The following is a 26,552-nucleotide window of genomic DNA, read 5'->3' as shown; positions in this document are numbered from 1 at the left end:
ACTTCCAGTGCTGCCGGCTAGGCCTGCTTCACCATGGCCGCTTCAACATTGATCTTTACCTTGTCGCTGACCAGCAGTCCGCCGGCCTCGATCGCGGCGTTCCAGGTCAGCCCGAATTCCTTACGGCTGATTTCCGCCTCGGCACTGAAGCCCGCGCGGGTGGCGCCGAAAGGATCCACGGCAACGCCGGTGTATTCGACCTCGAGGTCCACGGGTTTGGTGATCCCGCGGACCGTCAGGTCACCGGTCAGGACATAGTCCTCACCGTCGCCCCGGATGGCCTTGGCCCGGAACGCCATCTCAGGATAATTCTCGACGTCGAAGAAGTCGGGGCCGCGGACGTGCGCGTCCCGATTGGTGTCGCCGGAATCAAAGCTGGCAGTCTTGACGCTCGCGTGCAGGCTCGAGTCCGCCAGTGAATTCCCCACGTGGGCCTCGGCGGAAGCCTCGTTGAAGCGGCCGCGGACCTTGCTTATGCCGGCATGGCGGACGCTGAATCCGATTTCGCTGTGCGACAAGTCGAGCGTCCAGACGCCGGGGGTCAAACCTTCGGGCAGAGTCACAACGGTCTCCTTCGAGAGGGTGGCGGATCGGACCCGCCGGTCATCGGGATACTCCCTTAATGAGCATGCTAATGACGTGGCTGTTTCCCGGCTAGGACCTCACGGAGTGAAGCCGGAAGTCCCGTTCCCCTGCTTCCCGAAACCAGGTGATATGGCAGCTGGTGTATGACCCGGCGCAACTTAGTCTGGCCTGCCCGAGCCCCCGGCCGGCAACCGACGGCTAGGCCGGCACCCAGATGCTGATCCAGTCCAGGAAGACGTGGCCCTGGGTTGCGGGGGCCGGACAGTTCGGCAGACAGGACTCGGTCTGCAGGATCAGGTGCATTGGCGTGGACGGTACATCGGTGGTACTGACACCAATGGACACGCCGTCGACGAAGAACTCGACCTGGCCGGGACGCCACTCCGTCGTGGCCACGTGCCATTCCGTGGAGAACTTGTCCGTGAAGAACTGTTCAAAACGCTTTGGATCCAAGGACATGAAATGGGCCGCCGCGGTGATTGTCGCGCCGAGATCGCCCTCGGGAAAGTCGATCTCACCGTCCCGCGGCCAGATGCCGCTGTCCGGCCATAGGAGCCACGCCGTCTTGAATCCCGGCATCGAGTCAGCCCGGTAGCGAACTGAGTACCGCCCGTAGAGGAGGCTGTTTTCACGCGGCGGATTCTTGGCCGCGTTGGGAATCCTGGGTGCAGGCGCAGCCCCCATGGAAATGCCCTTTTCCGAGTGCAGGAACCAGTCCAGCACGCCGTTCTGGACGCTGAGCACTTTGGTCGGATAGTAGCCGGACTTGCCACCGCTGACCTGGCCTGCCGTGTCCGGCGTCCCGTCCTTGTAGCCCGCACTCCACCGCTCCCGGTACAGGGGGCCGGGGAAGGCGCCGAGCGGGACGTCACCGGCGGTGAAGTCCTCCATAAAGACGTGCTTCCACCCGGGCAGATCGCCTACCGGGTTCACATCGGTGGTTCGGGACGGATTGGGGGACGGTATGCGCGAGCGGGGGGCCGCCGGGGTCAGAGGCGGGAGACTAGCGGTTGCTGCGCCGGGGGGTGAGGCGGACTCAGCGCTGAACGGCCGCTCGACCCGGGGGCTCGGATCGGCCCCGCAACCCAGGAGAACCAGGACGACGGCAGGAACAAGCATGAACCGTGAGCTACAGACGCGAGTTCGTTCAGCGCCCCCTTGAGCTGATGTCCGCATCCGGTCAGTCTCGCACGTACGGAGCCTGGCAATCAACAGATTTTGTCAGGCGTACCCCTGGTCACCAGTCGGAATTTCCCGGATTTCCAGAAACTCAAAGATTCAACTTAACTCAAGGTTTCTAAAAGGTGGCGGGAGCAATATTTATCAGGGGGAAATATACCTAAATGCCTACAATCACCAGCCAAATGGCTGCGCTTACCGGTTCGCGCTCAGGGCAAGCTGTGGTTGGGGCAGCAGACTACGTCATTGAGTGGTGAGGCTGATGTCCATCCCAAATCTCAAACCCAAGTTGCGCCCCCAAACGACGCCGCCCCAGTCTGGTCCATCAGTGAGCGTGGTCATCCCCACCCTCAATGAGGCCATGAATCTGCCGTGGGTGCTCCGCCGGATGCCGGCATATGTGGACGAAGTTGTAATCGTCGACGGCCGTTCCCTGGACAGTACCGTCGACGTGGCCCGGGCACTGCGCCTGGACGTCGTAGTTGTTGCCGAGCCACGCCCGGGCAAAGGCAACGCGGTTCGGGCAGGATTCGCCGCCGCGTCCGGCGACATCATCGTCATGCTCGACGGCGACGGCAGCATGGACCCGCAGGAAATCGGCTGGCTGGTCACACCGCTCCTTCACGAATACGATTTCGTGAAGGGCTCGCGCTACGTCACGGGCGGCGGCTCGGATGACCTTACCAGGTTACGGAACTCCGGCAACCGCATGCTGACCTGGCTCGCCAACGCGGTCCTGCACAGCGACTATTCCGATCTCTGCTACGGATACATCGCGCTGCGCCGGGAATGCGTGGAGATCCTGGAGCTGCAGTCCGACGGCTTTGAAATCGAGACGGAGCTGATTGTCCGGGCCTCGAGGGCAGGTTTGCGGATTGCTGAGGTCCCGAGCCATGAGCTGTGCCGCATCTCCGGGAAATCCAATCTCCATACCTTCCGGGACGGGTGGCGCGTGCTGCGGACCCTCGCCCATGAACGTATCAGCTGGGAGGCCCCCACGGCCGGGGCCAGGCCCGAAGCCCTGAGACGGGTCAAATACAAGTATCCGAGTGTCATGTTCCCGCACATCCCCACGGATCCCCAGAGTGTTCTGGGATTGCGCCCGGGAGCCTAAGATGTCCCCCGCCGCAGGATTCCCGACCGTTTCCGTTGTTATCTGCTCCTACACGGAGGAGCGATGGGACAGGTTGATGGGCGCACTGGACTCGGTCCGGGCCCAGACGCATCCCCCGCAGCAGACGATCGTCGTCGTCGACTACAACATGGATCTGTACAAGCGCCTCATCTTCACGGTGCCCGACGTTGTGATCATTGAAAACAGCGGACCCAAGGGTCTTTCCGGCGCCCGCAACACCGGGGCCGCGGTCGCGAAGGCCAAGGTCGTGGCTTTCCTCGACGACGACGCCGAGGCCGCACCGGACTGGCTCGAACGCCTGGCCGCCATGTACGACGATCCGGACGTCCTGGCCGTAGGCGGACGGGTCCAGCCGCGGTGGGAGGCCGGCCGACCGGGGTACTTCGCTGAAGAGGTGGATTGGATCGTCGGCTGCACCTACCGGGGCATGCCGAAGGTCGCCGCTGAGGTCCGCAACGTGATCGGCGCGAACATGTCTTTCCGCACCGAAGTCCTGGACCGGGTCGGCGGGTTCAACCCGTCGCTGGGCCGCCAGGACGGACTTCCGCTCGGCTGTGAAGAGACGGAACTCTGCATCCGAGCCGTTCTGGGCGCCCCCGGATCCCGGGTCGTCTACGAACCTGCGGCCCTGGTGCACCACCACGTCCCCGCCGAGCGTGGCACCTGGCGCTACATGCTGGCACGCTCCTGGTCCGAGGGCCTCTCCAAAGCTCAGGTCAGCCGGATCGTGGGCCACAAGCGCGCGCTGGGCCCGGAGCGGCGCTACGTCCGGCAGGTGTTGCCGCGGGCAGTATTTGCCGGAACCCGCGACTGGATCCGGGGCAAGGACCCTGCAGGCCTGAGCCGCGCGGGCACGATCCTCGCCGTGCTTGCAGCCACTGCAACCGGTTATCTGCGCGGCCGCCGGCTGCCTGCCGGTTCCCTGCCAGCGGAAACCGCCGTGAAGCCACAGGACGAACTGTGGAGGGAAGTCCAATGAAGCAGAGGCATGAGCCCCGGGCTCCGAAGATTGCCGCTTCGGCAGTCATGACGTCAGGAAGTTTCCGCCATGAGCCAGTCTGAACGAGACGTCGTCCAGCAGTCCGGCGCCGCCAGCGGCGTCGGCTTCGACGTCCACGGCGTGGTCGGAATTGATGTCGCACCGGATACTCCCGGTGAGTCGCAATTGCGGGATATGCTTGCCCCCTTTCTCGGGAAATCCGTTGCCTCCCGGCGGCTCTCCATCAGCGAAGAGATATCGCCTATTCCCGGTCAGTCTCACGCCGAGGACGCCTACCGATTCACAGCGAACTCGCTCTATCTCCCCGCGGACCGCGTGCAGATCATTGAAACGGCGAAGGGATACCGGATTCAGGGCAGCGGTGAACTGCTGACCGCGGTGATCCCGTTGCTGGACAGGCTCTGCGTCCGGGAAGGGACTGCGATGATCCACGCCGCCGTCGTCGACTTCCGTGGTTCCGGCGTGTTGCTCCCGGCCTGGGGCGGAGTCGGAAAAACCAGCACTGTGGCCAAACTCGTTGCCATGCCGGACGTCGGCTTCATGGCGGATGACTGGGCCTTCCTCGGTGCCGGCGGCATGCTCATGGGTTACGCGAAGCCGATGTTCATCAAACCCCACCATCGGGCGATCTATCCCCAGCTGTTCCAGGGGGCCCGTAAGCCTCTGGCCCCGGGGTGGCTCACGACTCCCGTGGCCCACCTCGCCACGGCTGTCCACCCGGTGATTGTGCGTTATCCGAAGACGGCTGCCTTCACCAGACGTTGGTCTCCTGAGCACCGGATGGTGCACCCGGAGCAGGTCTTCGGCGCGCAGCGGATTTCATCGGCGGCACCGGCCCAGCTCGCCATCTTCCTGGAGCGCTACGACGGGGCCGAGGCACGCCTCGAACCCCGCAGTGCCGACTGGATGACGTCCCGGATCGTCGGCAACTTCCATTCCGAGCTCCCAATGGTTTCCCGCCGGCTCGTTGAAGCGCTGGGTGCGTCCGGCCTGGTTCCCTTGGAGGAACATTTCGGCGAAAAGGCCGCCGTCGTGCGTCGCGCCCTCGAAGACGTGCCGTGCTCGCTGCTCCGTCTCCCTGTCGCCTGGTCCGCGGACCAGGCCTCAGACTTTGTCGCGAACCTGGTGCGCTCAAAGCTCGACGGGTGAGGTGAGCGGACGTGGTAGAACTCGAGGTGTCGGTAATTGTTCCGGCCCGAAACGCCGCCGCCTGGCTGCGCGAGTGCCTGGAGTCCATCACGGGACAGGGTCCCCGCGAGGTAATCGTGGTCGATGGCTGTTCAACCGACGACACGGTCGCTATCGCTCGTTCCTTCGGCGCGCAAATTATTTCCGACGAGGGCCGGGGGCTGCCTGCTGCCCGAATGCTTGGCGTCCAAAGCGCCCGCTGCGACGTCGTCACCCTGATAGACGCCGACGTCGTCCTGCCGCCCGGAAGCCTGGAGCGGCTCCTGGGCGAATTCGAGGCAGGGGGCTTCGACGGCCTGCAGTTCGGGTTGGCCAGCGAGGCGGACGGGCCCGGCTACTGGGGATCGGCCCTGGCCTGGCACCACAACCACAGCCGGGTTCGTTCCTGGTTCGGCGTCTGCGCCACGCTCATCCGCCGGGACCTGTTACTTTCGGTCGGATTCGATGCCTCCTTCATTTCCGGCGAGGACGTTGAGCTGCGGATCCGCCTGGAGAAGGCCGGCTATCGGCTTGGCGTCTCGCCCACCACCGTGGTGCGGCACCGGTTTGCCGACACCTTTGCCGGGGCACGCGACCAATGGGAGCAGGACGGTGCCGGAATGGCGCGGACGATCCGCAAACATCCCGCGCGGGCCGGCTGGATGGTCATGCTCCCCCTGCTGGCCACCGTCCGCGGCGTGGGGATCTCACTGGTTCGGGCACCCCGCTTCTTGCCTTACTGGCCCGGGTTCCTCCTCTTCAACTACCGCTCCATGATCGGCGAGATCCTGCGCCCCGCGGGCCAACCCCTTTCTCTGGGCGGAAACGCCGCGTGGCTGGCGGCAGCCCGGGTGGCCCCGATGGTCACCGGTTTCCTCTTCTGGGCGCTGGTGGCTCTGGTACTGCCTCCCGCCCAAACCGGTTTGGGCTCCGTGGTGATCTCGGCGGCGCTCCTCACCGTTCAATTGGGCATGTTCGGCGTGGGACCCGCCACGCTGACCCTTTTGCCCGGGGAAGCGGACGGCGGCCGCCGCCTCATCGCAACCAGCCTGCTCACCGTGGGGACCTTTTCATTCGCCGTGGCCATAGGGCTCGCCGCGATCACCAGCTCCTTCGGTTCCGGGGTCGGAGAGGCATGGAACAACCCCTTGGTCACGGTACTGTTCCTCACCACGACCGTCTCCGCCGCCGTCGCCTATCAGCTGGACCACATCGGCTTAGCCCAGGAGCGCGCGGACCGGGCCCTCATCCGAAGCGTCATCCAGAGCATCGTCCAGCTCGCCGTGGTGGCTCTCGCTTTCATCGTTGGAATCCACGAATTGTCGGTTGTGGTGGCCGCGGTCGCTGCCGGCGCCCTGGCCAGTGTGGTTGTGGGGATGCGGCAGCTCCGCCGCGCCCGGGTCTCCCCCGACTGGCGGCATGGACTACGGCCGAGACACGCCCTGAAGCTCTTGAAGCCCGGACTGCCGAACCACGCCCTGATGCTTGCCGACCGCGCTCCCGGTTACCTGCTCCCCCTCATCGTCGCTGCCACTCTCGGCCCCGCGGCGACAGCAGCCTGGTACATCGTCTGGATGATGGCCTCGGCCGTGTACTTCGTGCCCCAGTCCGCCGGGTTTTCACTCCAGACCGCCCTGGCCGGAACGCGTTCGCGGCCCGGGCTTGTCGCTTCCGCCCTCCGCGTAAGCCTCCTGCTCACGCTGGTGACCGGCGGGCTTCTCGTATTTGTCGGGCCCTGGCTGCTCCGGTTCCTGGGTCCGGACTACGCCTCCGCATGGATGCTGATACCGATTCTCGTGCCGGCGCTCCTCCTGAGCTGCATCACCCAGGTCTACTACGGGCTGTGCCGGGCGCAAGGGCGTCTCGTTGAATCCACGGCCGTCGCCGTGGTGGCGGCGGCCCTGGTTCTGGGGCCGGCCCCCGCAGTTGCCCATTCGTATGGCCTCACGGGTGTCTCCATGCTGTGGTCCCTGGCGCAATGTGCGGTCGCCCTTATCGCCGGCTGGCGCCTAATAGCATTGGCCCATACCAAGGTGACCTCCCCGGCCGCCCAGATTCCTTCGTCGGCGAGCCAGGAGCCGACCGGGATGGAGACTCCATGACAAACGATTCGGCCACCACCGCACGCGTCACCACGTGGCGCAGCCTGAAGGACAGTGTTCGGAGTTCCAGTGCCGGACCGCCCCCCGGCAGCGGAGCCGGGGTGACGCCGGGGTGGCAGACCGGCGCTCTCGCATCCCTCGCCGCGCTGGCCCTCATTCTCGCAATCTGGGGCATGCTCATCGTCGATCCCCGGCAGGTCGGCGGTTCCGGCCTCATTGGAGTCCTGCCGCCCGTCTATTTCGTCGCCCTCGCCCTGAGCCTGGTCGGATTTGTCGCCTCACTGAGCCTTCCCCGGTTCAGTCCGGCTCTCCAGACCTGGCAGGTACTGGTAACGGTATTCATCCTCCATGGCCTCGATCCCATCGTCCACGGACTCCCCCGGCTCGAGGCAAGTTACCGGCATCTCGGGATTGCCGACACCCTTGCCAAGTCCGGCCAGCTGGACCCGGCCTTGGACGCCTACTTCAATTGGCCGGGCTTCTTCAACCTGCTGGGAATGCTTTCGGGCTCAACCGGGGTGAAGGATCTGATGGGCGTGGCGACGTGGGCACCCATCGGGGTCAACGTCCTCCTTCTGGCCCCGTTGCTGGCACTGGCGTCCCGGCTGACCGCCCATCGGCGCCACGCCTGGGCCGCCGTCTGGCTCTTCTACTTGACCAGCTGGGTCGGCCAGGACTATCTGGCCCCCCAGGCCTACGCCTTCATCCTGCTGATCACCCTCATCGCCTGCATCCTGAGTACCTTTACCGGGTGGGCATGGCGGACTGACCGGAACCGGTTTACCACTGCACTGGCCCGGATCGTCGGAAAACTCGACTCTCCCATCCCACAGCAAGGCCTGACTGGTCCGCCCAGGGGAGACAGTGCCGTCCTGGTGGTGGTCTGTGCGGTACTCCTCTTCGCCATGACCGCCTCCCACCAGCTGACACCTTTTGCGGCTATCCCGATCCTGGCCGTCTTGCTGCTGACGGGCCGGCTGCGGCTGCGCTTTCTGCCCGTACTGGCACTGGTGCTGCCGGTGGGGTGGCTGGTGTTCGCGGCGTCCACGTACCTGCAGGGCCACCATGACCAGCTGTTCGGCTCGTTCGGAGACATCGGCGCCAACACCTTCGACAGCCTGAGCTCGAGAGTATCCGGCAGCGACTCGCACCAGTTTGTCGTTTACACCCGCCTGGCCGAGGTGGCGGCGCTGTGGATGCTCGCTGCCGTGGGGGCCGTGGTGGGCCGACGACGGGGCGCGCCCTGGCTCACGGCGGCGGTCGGGGCGCTGGCGCTGCTGGTCCTCATCCCGATCCAGCCTTACGGGGGCGAGCTGCTGCTGCGGATCTACCTCTTCAGCCTGCCATTCACAGCGTGCCTGGCCGTGCTGCCGCTGATGTCGGACAAACCCTCCGGCCCCGGGCTGCGGCGTGGCATCGCCCTCTTGGTGCTGGGTGCTGTTCTCTCCGCCACCACCATCGTCACCAGGTACGGCAACGACATCATGGAGAGCTTTACCACGGACGAGATCGCCCTCGTGAACCGCCTCTACGAGACCGCACCCCCCGGGTCCAAGCTGATCGAAGCGGTCCGCAACACCCCCTGGAAGTTCCAGCACTACTCCGGCTACGACTACCGGTCGCTGGTCCCGGCAGAACCCAGGCCCGGTGCGAGCCCGCTGACATGTGAGGCCGCCAACCAGATAGCCGCCCGTTCCGGGGCCTACCTGATCGTTACGGTGAGCCAGCTTCACGCCGCGGAACTCCGCGGATCAACACCCGCCGGCGACCTTCAGAACTTTGTCGCCACGTGCGGTGCCAACCCCGGCTGGACGAGAATCGCCGAGAATGACGACGGCGTGATCTTCCGCATTGAAGGAGCAAGAAATGGCAATTGAACGGCGCTACCTAAGCTACGCGACGGCCGCCATCGCCATAGCCGCCGTGCCGCTGTCGTTTTTCGGGCCGGAAGGCCTTCGTCTGGCCATCATTGGGCTGCTGATGCTCGCCGGCCCGGGAACGGCTCTGGTTTTGCTGCTCCGGTTCGGCCCCCCGCCTTCCGCACAGAACGGCGGAACGGTCCCTCTCGCCATCGCCATCGCAATTGGCTTCAGCCTCGCGATGTCAACGCTCGTATCGACGGCGATGATCTACGCAGGCCTCTGGTCACCCCCGGTGGGCGTGTGCATCCTGTCCCTTGTCACGCTTGGCCTGCTGGCACCCGAACTCAAGCGGTCGAGGGGCTCCTTGGCAGGTGCGAGATGATAGTTTTCCTGACCGGGCTGGCTGTCATCACCTCGCTCGTGACCTGTGATGTGTTGCGGGTATTGAACCCCGAAAAGCCGCTCCCCCGGGCCGCGGTATATACGACGGCGGCCCTACTCTCCGTAGTCGGCGTCTCGCTAATAGCGCAGCTGATGCGCCTCTTGTAAGCGGCGTCAGACTGCCCCTGCCGCTGGGCCAGTCCGTACTTGCGGACTACTGAAAGTAATCCACAACATATTCTGAGGTAAATCAATGAGAACACTAAAAGCGCTCGGCTCCGCGGGCACCTTGGGACTGCTCGTCGCCAGTTCCCTTGTTTTCGGTTCCGCCCAAACGGCTACGGCTGCGACGTGTGAGCCCTCGCCATCGAACTCCTTTCCGGGAAGCACCGTCCTGGACACGAGCTTCGAGGCCAGCGGCTTTTGCGGCCTCGTCGCGAAGGTGGGGGGAGACGGCACCGCGACTATTTCGAGCTCACAGAAAAAGACCGGGACCAAATCGGCCAAGCTGCATGTGACGGACACGTCCGGCTCCATGGCGAACCTGTCCATGCCCTTCACCTCGACCACCAAGACGGCGTACGCCGACGGCTGGTTCAACATCACCACCGCCGGTGTCGCCGGCAACAATGTCCCGTATTTCCGCTTTTTCTCGGGCTCCACCCGGATTGCCGATGTCTACCGGTATAACAGCAACGGGCAGATGTGGCTGCGCGTCACCTCGCCCTCCGGATCGTTCGTTTACACGAGGCTGACTCCCGGGAGCGTCTCCATGAACGCCTGGCATCGCGTCGGCATGCGCGTCACGACGAACGGCACCAGGTCAACGGTCCAGGTGTGGCTCGACAATTCGCTGAAGTACTCCAGCAGCGCGGTCAACATCAATGCCACGACCCTGAGCAAGGTTCAACTGGGCGCCGAGCACAGCCGGCAGAAGGGCGACGAGTACATCGATGACGTGATCATCAAGCGCAGCAGCAGCTGACCGCCCGCCGCAGGGGCTGCCCGGACCGCCTACGCTGGCTTGGCCGCCTTCACGAACTCGCGGATCTTCGCCAGGTCTTTGACGCCCCGGGTTGACTCGACGCCGGAGGACACGTCCACGCCCCACGCTCCGGCGTGTGCAGCCGCGCCGGCAACATTGGCGGGATCCAAGCCACCGGCAAGCAACCAGTTCCGGCCCGCCAGCCCCTTGGCCCGGACGGAGGCGTAGTCCCACGCTTCGCCGGATCCGGGTACGGCGGCGTCGATCAACAGCAGTTCCTCGCCCCAGCTGGCGAACGACTCCTTCCCTGCCTCCATGGTCACGGCCCGGATCACTTTGAGCCCGCCGGCGTGCACAGCCCGCACATCCGCGGGGGTGCGGTCGCCGTGCAGCTGGACCCAGGCCAGCCCGGCCGCGCGTGCCAGCGCTACGGCGTCCGTTGCTGGCTCGTGCCGAAAGACACCGACGGCGGCGACGCCGACGGGAACAAGGGCCAGGAGTTCCCGGGCCCGGGCCAGGGTCACTTCACGAGGGCTGGGCGTCAAGACGAAACCGACGGCGTCCGCGCCGGCCGCGACCGCGGTCAGGACGGACTCGGGGGTACTGAGCCCGCACACTTTGACAAACATTCGGCTCCTTCTGCAGCGCTCCTGACTTTCACGTTAGCAAGTTGCGGCGGTGCGTGCGGACGTTACGCCCCCGGCTGACCGGCCGCGGCCCTTCGATGCGGTCCGGATAGGCTGGGGCGATGGAGATCATCCGCTATGCCGAGCTGAAAGCCCAACCCTGGCGCAACGGCGGCGGGGTGAGCCGCGAAGTGGCCAGCGGCTACTCGACTGGGGCAGACGCCGGCACCACGCCCGTTGACCGGGCGCAGGACACCATCTGGGACTGGCGGGTCAGCATCGCCGAGGTCACCAAGGCCGGAACATTCTCCGCCTTCCCCGGCATGGACCGCGTGCTCACCGTGATCGAGGGCGAACTGCTCCTCCTGAGCGTCGACGGCGTCGAACATCCGCTTGAGAAATACCGCCCGTTCCGGTTTTCCGGCGAGGCCGACTCCGTCGGCGCGCTGCCCACCGGTGACATCCGCGACCTTAACGTCATCACCCGCCAGGGCGTCTTCAAGGGGTATACCTCCATCATCGAGCTTTCCAAGAAGCGGGCCCATCCCGTGTTCGAAGGCCAGCTCGGCATCCTGCTGCAGGGTCAGGCCACGGTCAGCCCCGGCACGGCGGGCTCCGCGCCCGGCACGGCTGGCGTCCGACCCGGCGCAGCGGGCTCCGACCCCAGCGCGGCGCCCGCCATCGGGACCGCCGCCGGCCCGGGACAGGCTGCCGCCGCCGAGCCGGCAACGCTGGAGCGCTACGACGCCGTCGTCGGCTCTGACACCGCGTCGCCGGAAATCCTGGGCCGCGGCTTCCTGGCCGTGGTGTCGATCGACAGGGTGCCGAGCGGGTTCTGACCCGTCTGGGTTAAGATGGACCCAAGGCGCCTCCCCGGGCGGCCTCCGGACGACGGTTCAGTACCCGGCACGCGACAAGACTGGCCACAGGAGCCGTCATGTCGTGGTTAATTCTCATTCTTTCCGGGGCGCTGGAAGCCGTCTGGGCCGCCGCCCTGCACCGCACCGCGCAGGCGGCGGGCCGGCGCCGGCTGGTCCCGGCCCTGGTCTTCTTGATCTCCGTCCTCGCCAGCACCGGGGGCCTGGCCATTGCCATGCAGTCAATCCCGACCGGAACGGCCTACGCCGTGTGGGTGGGGGTCGGCGTCGTGCTGACGTCCGGCTACGCGATCGTCGCGAAGGTTGAACGCGCTACGGCGGCCCGGATCCTGCTGCTCGCAGGGATCGCGGCCTGTGTGGCCGGCCTGAAAGTGGTGGCGTGACAATGTCCAAGCCGTCCGCCTTTTCATGGACCGTCCTGCTGGCCTCAGCCGTGCTCGAAGCAGTCTGGGCCACCGCGCTGGGGCATTCGGACGGGTTCACCCGGCCGCTGCCCACGGTGGTCTTCGCCGTAACCGCCGCCCTCAGCATGGCCGGTCTGGGCCTGGCCGTGAAACGCATACCGCTCGGGACGGCCTATGCGGTCTGGGTGGGGATTGGCGCGGCCCTGACGGTCGGCTGGGCGATGGCGGCCGGCGTCGAACCGGCCAGTCCGCTGAAGCTGCTCTTCATCGCCGGGATCGTAGGCTGCGCCGCGGGGCTGAAACTGCTGCCGGCCGGGGTCCCGGAGGCGCCGGCTTCAGGCGCCGAACCTCCCCGGGTTTGAGACAGTACGACGGCGGGCCCCGGAGCCGCCGTCGTAGCCGGTCTCGCCACCTTAAAAGGTGGGGAGAATCGTGCGGCGAGGCGCACGGCCGGCAGCCGGAATACTCGCGGCCGGGGTGGGGTTCTTGGGAGGGACGGCATTTCCCGGCAGCACCGACAGTGGATCGAGATCCCGATGAATGCGGCAGCATCAGTCCAGCTCGGCGACGGCTTGCAGGTCAGCCCCCTCGGATTCGGCGGCATGGCCCTGACACCGGTGTACGGCGAAGTGGATCCCGCCGAGGCCCTGCGGACGCTGCACCATGCGGTGGATGCAGGGGTCAGCTTCATCGACACGGCGGATGTCTACGGCGGTGGCAGCAATGAGGAACTGATCGCCCGGCTGCTCAAGGAGCTCCGGGGCGAGGTTCAGCTCGCGACCAAGTTTGGCCTGGTCGGGACGCCGGCAACCGGCTACTCGGACATCCGGGGCGACGCCGCCTATGTGCGCCAGGCCGTGGACCGCAGCCTGCAACGGCTGGGCACGGAGACGATTGACCTGTACTACCTGCACCGCCGCGACCTCCGCGTTCCGATTGTGGAAACCGTGGAGGCCATGGCGGGGCTGGTGCAGGCCGGCAAGGTCCGGCATCTTGGCCTGTCCGAGGTGACGGCCGAGGAGCTGGGTGAAGCCAGTAGCATCCACCCGATCGCCGCCGTCCAGAGTGAATGGTCCATCTGGAGCCGCGACGTGGAAAGCAACGTGGTTCCGGCCGCGGCCGCGCTCGGGGTCGGCTTCGTGCCCTACGCGCCGCTGGGCCGGGGATTCCTCACCGGCACCGTGGAAACCTCGACGCTGGGCAGCAACGACTTCCGCCGCAACATCCCGCGCTTCGCCGACGAGGCCGCCGGCGCCAACCAGGGCGTGGTGGCCGCCGTGCGGGCCGTCGCTGCGGAACTCACCGTTGCCGGGCAGGCTGCAACCCCCGCCCAGGTGGCGCTGGCCTGGCTGCTCGCGCAGGGCCGGAAGCTGGGACTGCCCGTGGTCCCGATCCCCGGCACGCGCAAGGCGGACCGTATCGACGAAAACCTGGGCGCCCTGGCGCTCGACTTCACCGCAGCGCAGCTCGAGAAGCTCGACGCCGCCGCGGACGCCGTCGTCGGCTCCCGCTCCGCGGACCCCAACTGGGTGTCCCAAGGCCGCGAATAGCGGCTCCGTAGACTGAAGCCCATGGACTCGCTCATTCACTCTTTACGGAACATCACCATCCGCCGGATTTCGGTCGGCGAGATGGACAACAACGTGTATCTGCTCACCAGCAAGGCATCCGGCGCGCAGCTGCTGATCGACGCGGCCGATGATCTGGGCGCCATCCAGGGACTGCTTGCCGATGCCGCAGCGGATACTTCCGCGGCCCCGAAGCTGGCGCTGATCGCGACCACCCACCAGCACTGGGACCACGTCCGGGCGCTGCCGGGCCTGGTGGAAGCCACGGGTGCGAAAACGGCGGCCGGGACAGACGATGCCCCGGAGCTGCCGGTGCCGGTGGATGTGCTGCTGGATCACGGGGACGTCGGAAACTTCGACGGCTTCGACGTGACGGCAGTGCACCTGCGCGGCCACACACCGGGTTCGATCGCGCTTGTGTACCGGGACCCGGCGGGCCCCGCCCACGTCTTTTCCGGCGACTCGCTGTTCCCGGGAGGCGTCGGCAACACCGAGAAGGATCCGGAACGGTTCACCCGGCTCATCACCGATGTGAGCCAGCGGCTGTTCGAGGTCTATCCGGATGACACGGTGGTGCATCCGGGTCACGGCAAGCCGACGACCCTGGGCGCCGAACGCCCGCACCTGGAAGAGTGGCGCGCCCGCGGCTGGTAGCTGGCGCTACGCTTCGTGATTTGCGCTGCGCATAGTGCCGGTCGCCGCGGGAATTCCCGTAGCGACCGGCATTTGGCGTATCGCCAGCTACTTTGCGTAGCGGACAGGCGTGCTTTTAGCGGCTGCGGCGTTCGTTCGACGCCGGAGCGGACGCACGGCGGGGGCCGCTGCGCGCCGGACGGCTCTCGCCGGAGCGGCCGTTGCCGCCGCCTGCGTAAGACCCGCCCGAGGTGCCGCCGGTGTTGGAGGACCAGACAGCGGTGCTTGCTCCAGTTTTGCTTCCTCCGCTATTGCTTCCAGCGGGCTTGGCACCGGCAGCTGCACGCTGGCCCGTTGCCGGACGTCCGCCGCGCTGGCCGCCGGTCGAGGCACCCGTGCGGGGTGCGCCCCCGGAGCGGGGTGTGCCGCTGCGGGGAGCAGAGCCGCCCCGGGCGTCCCCGCGTCCTTCAGCGGCGCGCCCGTCCGAGCCGCGGCCGGCGGATGCGCGGCCGCCAGCAGCCGGAACGTCGTTGTGGTGCGCGTAGGCCGTGGAACGTCCGCGGGCGTTGCGGCGTGCTGCGCGCTCGGCGTCCATCCGGTCCTCGTTCTTCTCCGCGACGCGTTCTGCCGCGTTGCGGGCCGCGGCCTGGCCTTCATAGGCCACGGCACGGCGCTCGGCGCGAGGCAGATCAGTGCGGGGAGCCTCGGCCCCGACGCGTCCGCGTCCGCCACGACCGCCACGGCCACCCGCGGTGGGCGCAGCCTGGGTGGTGCGGCGGGCGCGCTTGCGCTCGGCGTTGGCACCGGTGGAGCTGCCGCCGCCCTGCTGCCCGGACTTGGTGGCCAGGAGCGCGGCGCGGGTGCGCGGGTCGATCTTGTCGGCCATTTCGCCGACCAGTTCCGCAACCAGCGGCGAGTTGGCGGTAACGCGCTCGAAGTTGACCTCGACGCCGGCGGCCTTCATCAGCTTCTTGACGTCGGACTGCTGCTCGGGCAGGGTCAATGTGACCACGGTGCCGTCGGAACCGGCACGGGCCGTACGGCCTGAGCGGTGCAGGTATGCCTTGTGCTCTGTGGGCGGATCCACATGGATGACCAGCTCGACGTCGTCGACGTGGACGCCGCGGGCGGCGACGTCGGTGGCCACCAGGACGCGGACGTCACCGGAGGAGAACTCGGCCAGGTTGCGGTCACGGGCGTTCTGCGAGAGGTTGCCGTGCAGGTCGACGGCCGGGATACCGGCGTCGGTCAGCGTCTTGGCCAGCTTGCGGGCGTGGTGCTTGGTGCGCAGGAAGAGCACCCGGCGGCCGGCACCCGAGGCGAGCTCGACGATCAGCTGCTTCTTGACGGTCTGGTCGTTGACCACCAGCACGTGGTGTTCCATCGTGGTCACCGCGGCCTGTGATTCATCCACGGCGTGGGTCAGCGGGTTGGACAGGTAGCGCTGGACGATCTTGTCCACTCCGTTGTCCAGGGTGGCGGAGAACAGCAGGCGCTGGCCCTGGCTGGGGGTCATGTCCATCAGCTTCTTGACGACCGGGAGGAAGCCGAGGTCGGCCATGTGGTCGGCCTCGTCGAGGACGGTGATCTCGACGCCTTCGAGGGTCAGGATGCGCTGGCGGATCAGGTCCTCCAGGCGGCCCGGGCAGGCGATGACGATGTCAACGCCGGCACGCAGGGCCTTTTCCTGGCGGGCTTGGGAGATGCCGCCGTAGATCACGGTGGTGGTCAGCCCCATGGCCTTGGCCATCGGCTCGATGGTGGCGTTGATCTGCGTCGCCAGCTCACGGGTGGGGGCAAGGACCAGGCCCATGGGGCGTCCCGGCTTGCGGAAGTGCTTGGCTTCCCGCTCGGCGAGTCGCGCCACAAGCGGGATGGCGAAGGCAATGGTCTTGCCGGAGCCGGTGCGGCCGCGGCCCAGGACGTCACGTCCTGCCAGGGTGTCGGGGAGGGTCTTGACCTGGATGGGGAACGGCTCCACGATCCCCTGGGCGGTGAGGGTGTCGGCGAGGGCCTTGGGCGTGCCGAGGGCAGCAAAAGTAGTCATGTAGTCAAAGGTCTTTCAGGCGGTATCCGTGCGGATATCGGCCCCGATGCCGGTTGGCTCAGGGGTTCGCCGAAGAAAAGTCAGGTGATCAACCGGGCCGCTACCAGCCTTGCGGCAGTGGCGGTCGGGACCAAATAGAACGCGTTCATCGACGCAGGATGTGCCTCTCACATGAAAAAACCCACTTCCTGCAGGCAGATTCCGGAGGAATCCAGCAGGGGAACCGGTTGATGAACCGGAACCAGTCAATCAAGATGATCAACCGAATCTAAAGTGGGCGTCACTGCACATCAAGTTCCACCACTCTACCATCCGGGCGGGCCTAAGCCCGATTCCGGGGGGCGGCTCCCCTGATACCCACTCCCGCGCGCCCCGTTAACCCTCCTGCCGGGCCCGGTCGACGGGCACGGCGAAGGGGTGCTTCCCGGTGCCGCTGAAGATCCGCGACCGGTTCCAGTTCGGCCCCGGCTAAAGCGCGAGGCTGGGGGCCTGGAACAGCGGAAGGTGCGATGCAGGGGGCGTCCTGGCCCCCGCGCCCGCCTTCGCCGAACCGGATCCCGTTACTGCAGTTTCGGCCGTTGCGGATCCCGTCACCGCGGAAGTCATCACCGTTCCGGTCATCGCGGGGCCGTGCGGAGAGGGCTCCGCCGGGGCCGACGCGCGGAGGATGACCAGCGCCTCGACGTCGATCAGCCTTCGGGCACCGGTGCTCGAGTCCACGATCCAGAACAAATCCATGGACGCAACCGTCTGGTTGACACGTCCCCGGTGGAACAGCTTGCCGTTGTGCCACGCCTCAATCTCGTCCCCCACCGACAGCTCCGAGCTCGAACGGACCCGCCGGGCCTCCTCTGCAGCCATGGCCTGCTCCTCACCTACGTTCCAGCGCTTCTGTTGTCGCCTCCAGCTTGCCGCTGAAACGTTTCGGAGGCGTTTCCGCGCCGTGATTTCTTTGTGTCCTTCCACCGGGTCGCCTGCCAGAATGAGGGAACCCCATGTGAAGGAGAATCATGACGGAGCACCAGCATCACGCCGCCGGCGGAACGGATGAGAGCACGGCCGCGCAGCTATGGGACGAGAGGTACGCCAGCAGGCCCAAGGTCTGGAGCGGTCGGCCCAATCCGCAGCTGGTGGCAGAAGCGTCCGGACTCAAGCCCGGCGTCGCCCTCGATCTGGGCTGCGGCGAGGGCGCGGACGCTATCTGGCTCGCCAGCCGGGGCTGGACCGTGACGGCATGGATGTCTCCGCCGTCGCGCTTGAACGGGCAGCCGAGCATGCCCGCGAGACGGGGCACGACAGCAACATCGAGTGGGTAGAGCAGGATCTCGCCACCTGGGTGCCGGACCAGCAGTACGAGCTGGTCAGCGCCCAGTTCCTGCACTCGACCCTGTTGCCGTGGCAGCAGGCCCTGCGCCTGGCCGCCGCCGCGGTGCGGACCGGCGGCACCCTGCTCATCGTCGGGCACCACCCCGCGGGGCTGCCGCCCTGGGGGAACCACCACTCAGCCGAAAAGTACTTCACTGCCGAGGAGGTGGCGCGGGAACTGGGGATCGAGGCACCTGAGTGGCACCTTGACGTTCTGGACAGCCGGCTGCGCAGTGCGACCGGACCCGACGGCGAGGCGGCCGAGCTCACGGACGCTGTGCTGCGCGCCACCCGGCTCGCCGCCCGCTGACGTCCGGTCCCGCACCGGCCGCCAGTCGACAGCCGCCAATAGCGTCGGCGACCGGTGGTTGGCGCCGTCCCGGTGCGCGGTCAGCCGCCGGCGGACGTCCTGGCTACGCGCGGGGCGACCACGACGGCGGCGACCCCGATGGCCGCGGTGAGCGCGAAGACACCGGCGAAGGAGGCCGCCGTCGTCGTAAAGACGGCAAAGACGATTCCCGTGCCGGCAAGGGCCAGCGCCCCGCCGAGGGAATCGGCAATGGACATGGCGGAGCTGTTGAAGCCTTCGGTGTCCTTGGTGGACAGGGCCAGGGTCATCACGCTCAGGCGCGGATACATCAGTCCCATGCCCCCGCCGGCAAACACCCAGCCGGCGATCGCGACGGCTGCCGGCCAGCCAAGCACGGTGGTCGCGAGGGTAAGGACGACGGCGCCGAGGACCATTCCCGCCCCGATCCGGACCGCGCGGCGGTGATTCAGGCGGGGCCCGAGCCTGCCCTGGATGGCTGAGGCGGCGGCCCACGCGAGGGCTCCCCCGGTGAGCGTGAGGCCGGCAAAGGTCGGCGGGAAGACGTAGCGCTCCACCAGCAGATAAGGCAGGTAGACCTCCGCGCCGAAAAACGCCGCCGAGGCCAGCCCCCGGGTGAGGATCACGCTGGGCAACCCGGGGCGCGCCGTGAGCGTGCCGCGCGGCACGAGCGGTCGGACCGCCACGAGCGCCACGGCGACGGCGGCTGCCGCCAGCACGCCACCGGCGACCGGGACCTCGGCGGACAGATTCAGGCCCAGCACGGCGAGCGCGGCCAACGTTGCCCAGGCCAGCCGCCCGTACCCTCCCGGGGTGCGGACCCGATCCGGCGCAGCGCTGGACATGTCCCCCGGGCTGCCTTCGTCCGGGGATTCCCGCTTCGGCGACTTCCGCTCCGTGGACTTCCGCTTCGTGGATTTCCGCTCCGTGGATTTCCGCTCCGTGGTCCCGTGCAGCCCGCGCACGGCCGGAACGATCATGAGCAGCGCCGGCACCACGAGCCCCACCACGCCCAGAAAGACCCAGTGCCAGCTGGCAAGCTGGGCCACGAGCCCGGCGGCGAAAGGGCCAACGAGCGAGGGAATCACCCACGCTGCGGAAAACGCGGCGAAGATTCTAGGGTGCAGCACGGGCGGATAGACCCTAGCGACCACCACGTAGAGGGACACGGTCATGGCACCTCCGCCGAGGCCCTGCACCAGCCGGCCGGCGACCAGGGCGGCCATGCTCCCAGCCGTTCCCGCGATCAGCAGGCCGAGTACGAACAGGGCCACGGAAGCGTACAGGGGACCCGCCGGACCACGCCGGTCGGACCAGTTGCCCGCCGCCACCATGCCGATGACGCCGGTGGCGAGCGGACCGGCGAAGGCCAGCGCGTACAGGGCTGCCCCGCCCAGCTCGCGGCTGACGAGCGGCATGATGGTGGTCACCGCCATGGATTCGAAAGCGGCGAGGAACACCAGGGCACAGGCGCCGAGGGTCACCAGCAGGTAGCTGCGGTGGAAGAGGCCGGCTGATTCCGGGGCCGGGGCGGGGGCAATACGGGGCACGGGCGGGGCCTGATCGCTAGTTCCGGACGCCGCCGCAATGCCTCACCGGAAGTTGGGGCCACGGTGCGTCCGTTGCGGTTGGATGGAGAGCTTCCGGTGGAGCGTGGGGACGGCTAAGGGGAAGCATGCCACAGCCGGCGCGTGGCGCGCACCACCCCTTGTGGATTGGCGAGTCCGGTCAGCCGCCGATGAAGCGGTTCCGCCCGGCGCGGTAGCCGAACACCGCGGCCAGCGCGCCGATTGCGAGGAAGAGCACCCCCGCCGCGGCGAAGGACCCCGTGGACTGCTGCAACTGGCCGACCAAGAGGGTCCCGGTGGAGCCCAGCCCATAACCGACGCCCTGCATCATGCCGGACAGGTGGGCCGCGGTGTGGCCGTCGCGGGTTCGGAGCATGATCAGAGTCAGCGCGACGGCGGTCAAGCTGCCCTGGCCCAGGCCCAGCAGCCCGGTCCACAGCCAGATCAGCTCCAGCGGGCCGAAGATGCTCAGGGCGAATCCTCCGCCCGTCATCAGCGCCACCACGGTGCTGATGACGCGCTGATCCCGGAAACGGGCCGCCAGGGCAGGGGCGAAGAGGGAACCGAGCATCTGCAGCACGATCGAGGCGGAGACGATCAGTCCGGCGGTGCCCCCGTCCACCCCACGCTCGCGCAGGATGGGCGCCAGCCAGGCAAAGACACTGAAGGACATCATCGCCTGCAGGACCATGAAGATGGTCACCTGCCAGGCAATGGCAGAGCGCCACACGTTGACGCCGTCGGCCGCCTGCTGGTGCCGGCCATGGCGCTGCCGAACGGCCAGCGGAAGGAACAGCACAAGGACGACGCCGGCGGGCAGCGCCCAGAACCAGAGTGCCGCCGTCCACTCCCCCGTCGCGGCGAACACGGGGTAGGTGAAGCCGGCTCCGAGGGCCGCGGAGGCGCAGATCGCCGTCGTGTAGAGACCGCCCATTAGTCCCAGCCGGTGCGGGAAGTCGCGCTTGACCAGGCCCGGCAGCAGCACGTTGCAGAGCGAGATCGCGGCACCGCAGGCGGCCGTCCCGGCGAGCAGGGCGGGAAGGTGCCCGGCGCCCGCGAGGTCCAGCGGACGCAGCAGCAGCCCGGCGGTCAGCACCGCCATGGCACCAAGCAGCACGCGTTCGGCGCCGAAGCGGCGGGCAAGCACGGGGGCCAGCGGGGCGAACACCCCGAGCAGCGTGACGGGCACCGTGGTGAGGACCACGACCGCCCAGCCCGGCAGCCCGGTGTCGGCCGTCAGCTCGGGAAGCACCGCCGAAAAACTTGAGAATACCGTGCGGAGGTTCAGCCCGATCAGGACCAGGCAGAGTCCCAGATAGACCAGCCCGCGGCGGCTGCCGACACGGGTGGCCGCGGCCGCGGGGACATCGTCGATCTCGGCGTCCACTAGCGTGCTGCTGCGGTCCCCGGCGGCGGGGGTGCTCCCGAGAGTGGAATCCGGGGCGTTCTGCGGTAACGTCACGGACCCCATTCTGGCAGGCCGCACCGCGCTGCCCCTGACAAGAGCTCCGTCAGGCCCGCACCAGCCCGCCGAACTCCACTATTCTGGAAGGGATGAGTGAAACCCCAGAATCCCCCCAGGCGCCGCAGCCGTCCCGCCCGGTGACCCCCGGCAGCCAGGCCTCCTTCGGCACCTACGGCGGCCGCCCAGTCAGCTTCGTGCGCCGCGGCACCCGCCTGCAGGGCCGGCGCCAGGCCGCCTGGGAAGAGCATTCTGACCGTTGGGCCGTCGAGGTTCCGCGACACATCGCCAACACCTCGATCCACCCGGACTATGAGTTCGACGCGGAGGCGGAATTCGGGCGCTCGGCCCCGCTGATTGTGGAAATCGGATCGGGGCTGGGCGACGCCGTCTGCCACGCCGCCGAGGAGAACCCGGACAAGGACTTCCTCGCTGTCGAGGTGTACACCCCGGGCCTGGCCAACACGCTGATCAAGATCAACAGCCGCGGGCTCAGCAACGTCCGGGTCGTGGAGGCGAACGCCCCGGAAGTGCTGGCCACCATGCTCCCGGCAGGCTCGGTCACGGAAGTGTGGGTCTTCTTCCCGGACCCGTGGCACAAGTCCCGGCACCACAAGCGCAGGCTCATCCAGCCGGCGTTCGCCGAGCTCGCCGCGCGCGCTTTGAAGCCCGGTGGCATCTGGCGGATCGCGACGGATTGGTCCAACTATGCGGTCCACGTGCGTAAGGTACTGGCCGCCTCCGCCGACTTCGAGAACCTGCACGAGGGCGAGCGCAGCGGCGGCGAAAGCCCCCTGACCCGGGTCTGGGAATCCGGGGTCGAATTGCTGGTAGGAGGTGCGCCCGTCAAGGAGGGCCGGGCACCGGTGAGCACTGAACACACGGGTCCCAATGAAGGCACGGATGAGGCCGGCGGCTGGGCTCCGCGGTTCGAGGGCAGGGTTCTGACCAGCTTCGAGAACAAGGCGCACGAGGCCGGGCGGCTCATTTTCGACCTCAGTTACCGGCGGCGCTAAAGGCACGACTGCGGGTACCGGAGGCACTCTGGTGGCTCTTGTCCGCAGCCGGTCCCGGCCCAACCCTGAAGCGGCAGCACTATTCCAGAGCTGCACCGCGTGACAGGATTACGGGAGTCGCATCCGGGCCATGATGTACGCGGCGGATCAACCGAGACAGTTGAGGGACCGAACATCAAAAGAGAACTGAAGGGTGCCGCCGACGCCGTCGAGGACGTTACCAACTCCCGGGCACTCGAGCTGGTGGCCCGGGCCGGGTTTGCCGTGAGCGGCATCCTGCATCTCCTGGTGGGGCTGGTCGCGATCCGCGTGGCCATGGGCGACGAGGGTGAGGCGGACGTGAGCGGGGCAGTCGAACAGCTGGCCGGCCAGCCCGCCGGGCCGGTGCTCCTTTGGGGGTCCTTCGCAGCCTGCGTTGCGCTGGCGCTCTGGCAGATCAGCGATGCCATCTTCGAGTTCGAACACCTCCCGGGAAAGAAAAAGCTGGGGAAGAAGCTCAAGGCCGCGCTTCAGGCAGTGGTGTATGCCGGGCTGGCCGTGACGCTGGCGTCGTTCGCCAACGGCGCGGGCAAGGACCACACCACATCCACGAGCGACCTCACGGTGTCCGTGATGAAGGCCCCCGGCGGGTACGCGCTGCTGCTCGCGATCGGCGCGGCCGTTGCCATCACCGGAATTGTCTACGTCGTCCGCGGCTTCCGCCAGTCCTTCGCCAAGTACCTCCGGCTTCCGGCCTCGGACAAAGCCCGAACGGCTCTAGCGGTCCTTGGTGTGGGCGGCTATGCCGCCAAAGGCATCGCCCTGCTCCTGGCGGGCCTGCTGATCATCGTCGCCACCGTGACGGCGCACCCCGAGGAATCAACCGGAATCGACGGCGGCCTGAAGGGCCTGCGCGATCAGCCGTTCGGCTTTTACATGCTGGCCGCGGTGGGTGCCGGGCTGATTTGCTACGGCATTTTCATGATGGTGCGGTCCAGGCTCGCCAAGATGTGATGCCCGGCGCGGGTCGGACAAAAGCGGGGGCGTCAGCCGCTCGGCACGGCGATGACGGCCACCGTCTGCTGCTGCCCGTTGCGCATTTCGACGCTGGCGATGCTGGCGAGCTGAACAGGCGTGGCGCCCGTGATCCTGACCCGGCCGCTGGGGGTGGCCGTCCAGGCGCAGGCCCGGTCTTCGCCGCCGTCGCGGTCCTTCACCCAGAGCGAGAAGGTGCCGTCCACCGGCAGACTCCGGCCATCGACTGCGAGCTCCGTGCCCCAGGTCTTCTTGACCAGGCCGACCGTGAACTGAATCCCGTCGCCGGCCTGCACCGAGTAGCTGGCGTCCGGCTTGGCCGGCGGGTTGAGCAGCGGCCCGCCGAGGACGCCAGCGGCGAGGCAGGCCGCGGCTGCGGCCGCCACCGCCGCGAACCAGCGGCGGCGAACCCTGCGGCGGCGGACGGCCAACTCATCCAGCAGCCGCTTGGGGACGGAACCAGCGCTGGCCCCTTGCGCCGCAACGGGACCCGCCGCAGCAGCCACGCCGGTGAGCGCCAGGGCGTCGCTCACCGCCACCTCGTCCAGCAGCGCGGGCAGGCTGGCAAGTTCATCAAGCTCCCCCCGGCACTTCGCGCAGGATTCCAGATGCTGCTCGAAGGCCGCGACGTCGGCCGGCTCGAGTCCGCCCAGCAGATAGGCGCCGAGCAGCTGGTGTGGCTCCGTTCCGTTCACCGCTGCACCCCCATTTCGTCGAGGACCGTCCGCAGCGCCCGGACCGCGTAGAAGGCCCTGGACTTCACCGTTCCGCTGGGGATGTTCAACTTTTTCGATGCCTCCTGAACCGTGTAGCGGCGGTAGTGGAGGGCAACCAGGACGTCGCGGTGCTCGGCGCTCAGCCGCAGCAGCGCCTCCTCCATGAGGACCTTGTTGAGGAGTTCGTCCACGCGTCCGGCCGCGTCCACGGGGTCCGCAGCCTCGCGTTCCGCGACTTCGCGGGGCCGGCGTTGGGCTTTGCGGTAATTGTCGATCATGATGTTGCGGGCCGTCCGGAACAGGTAGCTGCGCAGACTGCCGGTGATCTCCGGCGCCTGCTGCCAGACGCGCAGAACGGTCTCCTGAACCACGTCGTCCGCCAGCTGCGCATCCCGGCAGGCGCTGAAGACAAAGTGTTTCAGGGCCCGGCCGTGATCGCGGTAGATCGCGGCCACCACGTCTTCGTCAAGCGACATGCGATGCCTCCCCGGCCTTGTGCCCTGCGCCCTTCTGCCCCCTACGACGTACGGGACCGCGCAAAAGTTCAAAGCCGCCGTCCTGAACCATTCTTCACCGGACGGCGTCGTATGGGGTAGCGCTGGCCTGACGAGTTGGCCGGTACGAGTCAAGGAGCAACAGATGAAGAAGCACCTCAGCATTGGCCTGTCCGCTTTCGCAGTTGCCGCACTGCTTTCCGGCTGTGCCGGCGGAGGCGGCAGCACGGCACCGACCGCGCCCCCCGCACCGGCCGCAACTTCGGCTCCCCCGGCCAGCCCGACTCCCGCTCCGGCCGCCGCGACAGAGCTCAAGGTTGCGGAATCCAAGCTCGGCCCGATTGTGGTCGATGGCAAAGGCATGAGCGTCTACTACTTCACCAAAGACACGAAGGATTCCGGGACAAGCGCCTGCACCGGCGGATGCCTCACCGCCTGGCCGCCCGTTTTCACCACCTCCGCGACACCTTCCGTGGAAGGCGTCACAGGCACACTGGGCACCATCACTACCCCCGACGGCAAGAAGCAGGTGACCATCAACGGCATGCCCATCTACTACTTCGAAAAGGACAAGGCTGCAGGCGACATCCTGGGCCAGGGCGTTAACAGCGTCTGGTACCTCGTGGCACCCTCCGGTGAGATGATCACCACGGCCCCCGCATCCTAGTAGTACTTTGTTAGGTTGGTGGGGCGTGTTGGCAGTAGGGGCAGCGTCTGAGCTGTCGGATGAGGATCCGTTGGAGTTCCTTGAGGACCCCGTACAGGCTCAGGCTGCCCCTGCTGCTTTTGGGGTGGCAAGGCGTTTTTTGGTGATGAACAGGTGTGCTGCGGACACGAGGGTGACGTGGTGGTGGAAGCCCGGGAAGGATCGTCCTTCGAAGTGGGAAAGGCCGAGGCCGGTTTTCAGTTCGCGGTAGTCGTGTTCAATGCGCCACCGGATTTTCGCCAGCCTGACCAAGGTCCTGGTTGGTGTGTCGGCGGGCAGGTCGGAGAGCCAGTAGTCGGTGGGCTCCTTGGCGCCGGGTGGCCATTCGGCGATCAGCCAGGCCTCGGGCAACGATCCGTCTTCGCCGGGGGCGATGTGCCGGCTGGCAGGTCTGACGCGCAGGGCCAGGAAGCGGGATTTCATGGCCGCGGTCCTGTTGGTGCCGGTGTTCTTGGTGCCGTGCCGCCAGGTGATCCTGCGTAGTTGTCCCCTTCCGGCGGCCACCGCGAGTTCGGCCAGGCTGGCCGGGTCCTGTCGGTAGCGGGGCACACTGGGCCTGCCCCTGGGGCCGGAGCGTTCGGCGAGTTCGGGAACGGCATTGGCCGGGTAGGCGCTGGTGGATGCCTTGACCGCCATCACCCACGGAATGGACCGCCGGGTCAGCTCAAGCCGGAACAGCGCGTTGTCCCCGTACCCGGCGTCGGCAACCGCGACCGGGCACCTGCGCCCCCAATGGGCGAGTTCATCGATCATCTCCAGCGCGAGTTCCCACTTGGGCCGGTGCCGTACGTATTCGGGGATCTTCGCCTTGATCCGGCGGGCGGCGACGGCTTCGGCGTGCTCGTTGGTGTCCGCACAGGCGTCATCCCAGGCCTCGGGCACGAACAGGCGCCAGTTCACCGGGGCCGAGGCATGGTCGGTGACCATGTGCACGGTGGAGGCAACCTGGCAGTTGCCGATCTTGCCCAGCGTGCCCGAGTACTGGCGCGCCACGCACGCCGAGGCGGCCCCGTCCTTCTTGAACCCGGTATCGTCAATCACCCACGCCTCCGGCACGATAGCCTCATCGGCCAGGGCTGCCAGGCGGCGGCGGACCGGCTCCACCTCCCACGGCGAGGACGTAACGAACTGCTGCAGCTGCTGGTGGTCCACATCCAGGCGCTCCGCCATCGGCTGCATCGACTTGCGCCGCCCCTCCAGCATCAACCCCTGCAGATACAGCCGGCCCTTCGCCCGCTGGTCCTTCCGGCCCAACGACGCGAACACCTGCCCGACGTAATCCTCCAGCTCGACCCGCAGTCCTGCCTCTTCCATGCCCACGAAACGAAATT

General features: G+C 67.4%; 28 protein-coding genes and 1 riboswitch. Of the genes, 18 read left to right on the top strand and 10 right to left on the bottom strand.

Annotated features, from left to right (window positions below):
- Nucleotides 1–17: 17 nt before the first annotated feature.
- Both QFZ69_RS00870 and QFZ69_RS00865 read right to left on the bottom strand, forming a co-directional pair.
- Entirely contained in the window at nt 18–563 is a 546-nt protein-coding gene (locus tag QFZ69_RS00870) for a YceI family protein (protein ID WP_306914922.1), read from the bottom strand.
- A 220-nt stretch (nt 564–783) separates the two neighbouring features.
- Nucleotides 784–1,476, bottom strand: coding sequence for a glycoside hydrolase family 16 protein (locus QFZ69_RS00865; protein WP_306999857.1), 693 nt, complete (start codon nt 1,474–1,476; stop codon nt 784–786).
- A 550-nt stretch (nt 1,477–2,026) separates the two neighbouring features.
- On the opposite strand from QFZ69_RS00865, the gene QFZ69_RS00860 reads away from it, so the two are divergent.
- The 8 genes from QFZ69_RS00860 (at nt 2,027) to QFZ69_RS00825 (ending at nt 10,396) form a co-directional block, all read left to right on the top strand.
- Nucleotides 2,027–2,878 (top strand): glycosyltransferase family 2 protein, encoded by an 852-nt coding sequence (locus QFZ69_RS00860; RefSeq protein WP_306999855.1) that lies wholly within the window; start codon nt 2,027–2,029, stop codon nt 2,876–2,878.
- A gap of 1 nt (nt 2,879) precedes the next feature.
- On the top strand, nt 2,880–3,878 hold the full coding sequence (locus QFZ69_RS00855) for a glycosyltransferase family 2 protein (RefSeq protein WP_306914915.1): 999 nt from the start codon (nt 2,880–2,882) through the stop codon (nt 3,876–3,878).
- A 69-nt stretch (nt 3,879–3,947) separates the two neighbouring features.
- Nucleotides 3,948–5,048: a hypothetical protein gene (locus QFZ69_RS00850; protein WP_306914913.1), complete on the top strand. Its 1,101-nt coding sequence runs from the start codon at nt 3,948–3,950 to the stop codon at nt 5,046–5,048.
- 11 nt (nt 5,049–5,059) lie between these two features.
- Nucleotides 5,060–7,168, top strand: a complete 2,109-nt coding sequence (locus tag QFZ69_RS00845; RefSeq protein WP_306914912.1) for a glycosyltransferase — start codon at nt 5,060–5,062, stop codon at nt 7,166–7,168.
- Nucleotides 7,165–9,045 carry a hypothetical protein gene (locus QFZ69_RS00840; RefSeq protein WP_306914910.1) on the top strand — a complete coding sequence of 627 codons (1,881 nt, stop codon included), beginning with the start codon at nt 7,165–7,167 and terminating at the stop codon, nt 9,043–9,045. The genes QFZ69_RS00845 and QFZ69_RS00840 overlap by 4 nt, the downstream gene beginning before the upstream one ends.
- Entirely contained in the window at nt 9,035–9,412 is a 378-nt protein-coding gene (locus tag QFZ69_RS00835; protein WP_306914909.1) for a hypothetical protein, read from the top strand. The genes QFZ69_RS00840 and QFZ69_RS00835 overlap by 11 nt, the downstream gene beginning before the upstream one ends.
- Nucleotides 9,409–9,579: a hypothetical protein gene (locus tag QFZ69_RS00830; protein WP_306914908.1), complete on the top strand. Its 171-nt coding sequence runs from the start codon at nt 9,409–9,411 to the stop codon at nt 9,577–9,579. Before QFZ69_RS00835 ends, QFZ69_RS00830 begins: the two co-directional genes overlap by 4 nt.
- Nucleotides 9,580–9,664: 85 nt before the next feature.
- A complete protein-coding gene (locus QFZ69_RS00825) occupies nt 9,665–10,396 on the top strand; it encodes a hypothetical protein (RefSeq protein ID WP_306914906.1) in 732 nt (243 codons plus the stop codon).
- Between the two features lie 29 nt (nt 10,397–10,425).
- Here the strand turns inward: QFZ69_RS00825 and QFZ69_RS00820 are convergent, their stop codons facing one another.
- Nucleotides 10,426–11,025: a phosphoribosylanthranilate isomerase gene (locus QFZ69_RS00820; RefSeq protein WP_306914905.1), complete on the bottom strand. Its 600-nt coding sequence runs from the start codon at nt 11,023–11,025 to the stop codon at nt 10,426–10,428.
- 119 nt (nt 11,026–11,144) lie between these two features.
- Here QFZ69_RS00820 and QFZ69_RS00815 point away from each other — a divergent pair, with 119 nt between their 5' ends.
- The 5 genes from QFZ69_RS00815 to QFZ69_RS00795 all read left to right on the top strand — a co-directional run bounded on the left by QFZ69_RS00815 (nt 11,145) and on the right by QFZ69_RS00795 (nt 14,526).
- A complete protein-coding gene (locus QFZ69_RS00815) occupies nt 11,145–11,861 on the top strand; it encodes a HutD family protein (protein ID WP_306914902.1) in 717 nt (238 codons plus the stop codon).
- Nucleotides 11,862–11,884: 23 nt separating this feature from the next.
- Nucleotides 11,885–11,950: riboswitch (guanidine-III (ykkC-III) riboswitch) on the top strand.
- Nucleotides 11,951–11,959: 9 nt separating this feature from the next.
- A complete protein-coding gene (locus QFZ69_RS00810; protein WP_306914900.1) occupies nt 11,960–12,283 on the top strand; it encodes a multidrug efflux SMR transporter in 324 nt (107 codons plus the stop codon).
- A 2-nt stretch (nt 12,284–12,285) separates the two neighbouring features.
- A complete protein-coding gene (locus tag QFZ69_RS00805) occupies nt 12,286–12,666 on the top strand; it encodes a multidrug efflux SMR transporter (protein WP_306919551.1) in 381 nt (126 codons plus the stop codon).
- Nucleotides 12,667–12,840: 174 nt separating this feature from the next.
- Entirely contained in the window at nt 12,841–13,854 is a 1,014-nt protein-coding gene (locus QFZ69_RS00800; RefSeq protein ID WP_306999853.1) for an aldo/keto reductase, read from the top strand.
- A gap of 21 nt (nt 13,855–13,875) precedes the next feature.
- Nucleotides 13,876–14,526, top strand: coding sequence for an MBL fold metallo-hydrolase (locus QFZ69_RS00795; RefSeq protein WP_306914898.1), 651 nt, complete (start codon nt 13,876–13,878; stop codon nt 14,524–14,526).
- Nucleotides 14,527–14,641: 115 nt separating this feature from the next.
- Here QFZ69_RS00795 and QFZ69_RS00790 read toward each other — a convergent pair whose 3' ends face one another.
- Both QFZ69_RS00790 and QFZ69_RS00785 read right to left on the bottom strand, forming a co-directional pair.
- Nucleotides 14,642–16,552: a DEAD/DEAH box helicase gene (locus tag QFZ69_RS00790; protein ID WP_306914896.1), complete on the bottom strand. Its 1,911-nt coding sequence runs from the start codon at nt 16,550–16,552 to the stop codon at nt 14,642–14,644.
- Between the two features lie 468 nt (nt 16,553–17,020).
- Entirely contained in the window at nt 17,021–17,413 is a 393-nt protein-coding gene (locus QFZ69_RS00785; RefSeq protein ID WP_306914894.1) for a hypothetical protein, read from the bottom strand.
- Nucleotides 17,414–17,562: 149 nt separating this feature from the next.
- On the opposite strand from QFZ69_RS00785, the gene QFZ69_RS23195 reads away from it, so the two are divergent.
- Both QFZ69_RS23195 and QFZ69_RS00780 read left to right on the top strand, forming a co-directional pair.
- Nucleotides 17,563–17,868: a hypothetical protein gene (locus QFZ69_RS23195; RefSeq protein ID WP_373461765.1), complete on the top strand. Its 306-nt coding sequence runs from the start codon at nt 17,563–17,565 to the stop codon at nt 17,866–17,868.
- Entirely contained in the window at nt 17,787–18,227 is a 441-nt protein-coding gene (locus tag QFZ69_RS00780) for a hypothetical protein (RefSeq protein WP_373461764.1), read from the top strand. Before QFZ69_RS23195 ends, QFZ69_RS00780 begins: the two co-directional genes overlap by 82 nt.
- Before the next feature lie 80 nt (nt 18,228–18,307).
- Here the strand turns inward: QFZ69_RS00780 and QFZ69_RS00775 are convergent, their stop codons facing one another.
- Together QFZ69_RS00775 and QFZ69_RS00770 are read right to left on the bottom strand one after the other, a co-directional pair.
- Nucleotides 18,308–19,795, bottom strand: coding sequence for an MFS transporter (locus tag QFZ69_RS00775; RefSeq protein ID WP_306999851.1), 1,488 nt, complete (start codon nt 19,793–19,795; stop codon nt 18,308–18,310).
- Nucleotides 19,796–19,973: 178 nt separating this feature from the next.
- Complete coding sequence (locus tag QFZ69_RS00770; RefSeq protein WP_306919550.1) at nt 19,974–21,200, bottom strand: MFS transporter; 1,227 nt, start codon at nt 21,198–21,200, stop codon at nt 19,974–19,976.
- Between the two features lie 167 nt (nt 21,201–21,367).
- Between QFZ69_RS00770 and trmB the strand changes: the two genes are divergently transcribed.
- Both trmB and QFZ69_RS00760 read left to right on the top strand, forming a co-directional pair.
- On the top strand, nt 21,368–22,291 hold the full coding sequence (gene trmB, locus QFZ69_RS00765; RefSeq protein ID WP_306914892.1) for a tRNA (guanosine(46)-N7)-methyltransferase TrmB: 924 nt from the start codon (nt 21,368–21,370) through the stop codon (nt 22,289–22,291).
- Between the two features lie 186 nt (nt 22,292–22,477).
- Entirely contained in the window at nt 22,478–23,284 is an 807-nt protein-coding gene (locus QFZ69_RS00760; RefSeq protein WP_306919549.1) for a DUF1206 domain-containing protein, read from the top strand.
- Nucleotides 23,285–23,316: 32 nt separating this feature from the next.
- On the opposite strand, the gene QFZ69_RS00755 is transcribed toward QFZ69_RS00760, so the two are convergent.
- Entirely contained in the window at nt 23,317–24,000 is a 684-nt protein-coding gene (locus QFZ69_RS00755) for an anti-sigma factor (protein WP_306914890.1), read from the bottom strand.
- Nucleotides 23,997–24,497 (bottom strand): sigma-70 family RNA polymerase sigma factor, encoded by a 501-nt coding sequence (locus QFZ69_RS00750; RefSeq protein WP_306914888.1) that lies wholly within the window; start codon nt 24,495–24,497, stop codon nt 23,997–23,999. Before QFZ69_RS00750 ends, QFZ69_RS00755 begins: the two co-directional genes overlap by 4 nt.
- Nucleotides 24,498–24,660: 163 nt before the next feature.
- Here QFZ69_RS00750 and QFZ69_RS00745 point away from each other — a divergent pair, with 163 nt between their 5' ends.
- Nucleotides 24,661–25,182: a hypothetical protein gene (locus tag QFZ69_RS00745; RefSeq protein ID WP_306914886.1), complete on the top strand. Its 522-nt coding sequence runs from the start codon at nt 24,661–24,663 to the stop codon at nt 25,180–25,182.
- A 99-nt stretch (nt 25,183–25,281) separates the two neighbouring features.
- Here QFZ69_RS00745 and QFZ69_RS00740 read toward each other — a convergent pair whose 3' ends face one another.
- Nucleotides 25,282–26,535: an IS701 family transposase gene (locus QFZ69_RS00740; RefSeq protein WP_306912892.1), complete on the bottom strand. Its 1,254-nt coding sequence runs from the start codon at nt 26,533–26,535 to the stop codon at nt 25,282–25,284.
- Nucleotides 26,536–26,552: the final 17 nt, after the last annotated feature.

It is taken from the genome of Arthrobacter sp. V1I7 (genome assembly GCF_030817015.1).
GTDB lineage: Bacteria > Actinomycetota > Actinomycetes > Actinomycetales > Micrococcaceae > Arthrobacter.
The sequence above is the reverse complement of the archived record's forward strand: the minus strand, read 5'-3'. Positions and strand labels throughout refer to the sequence as shown.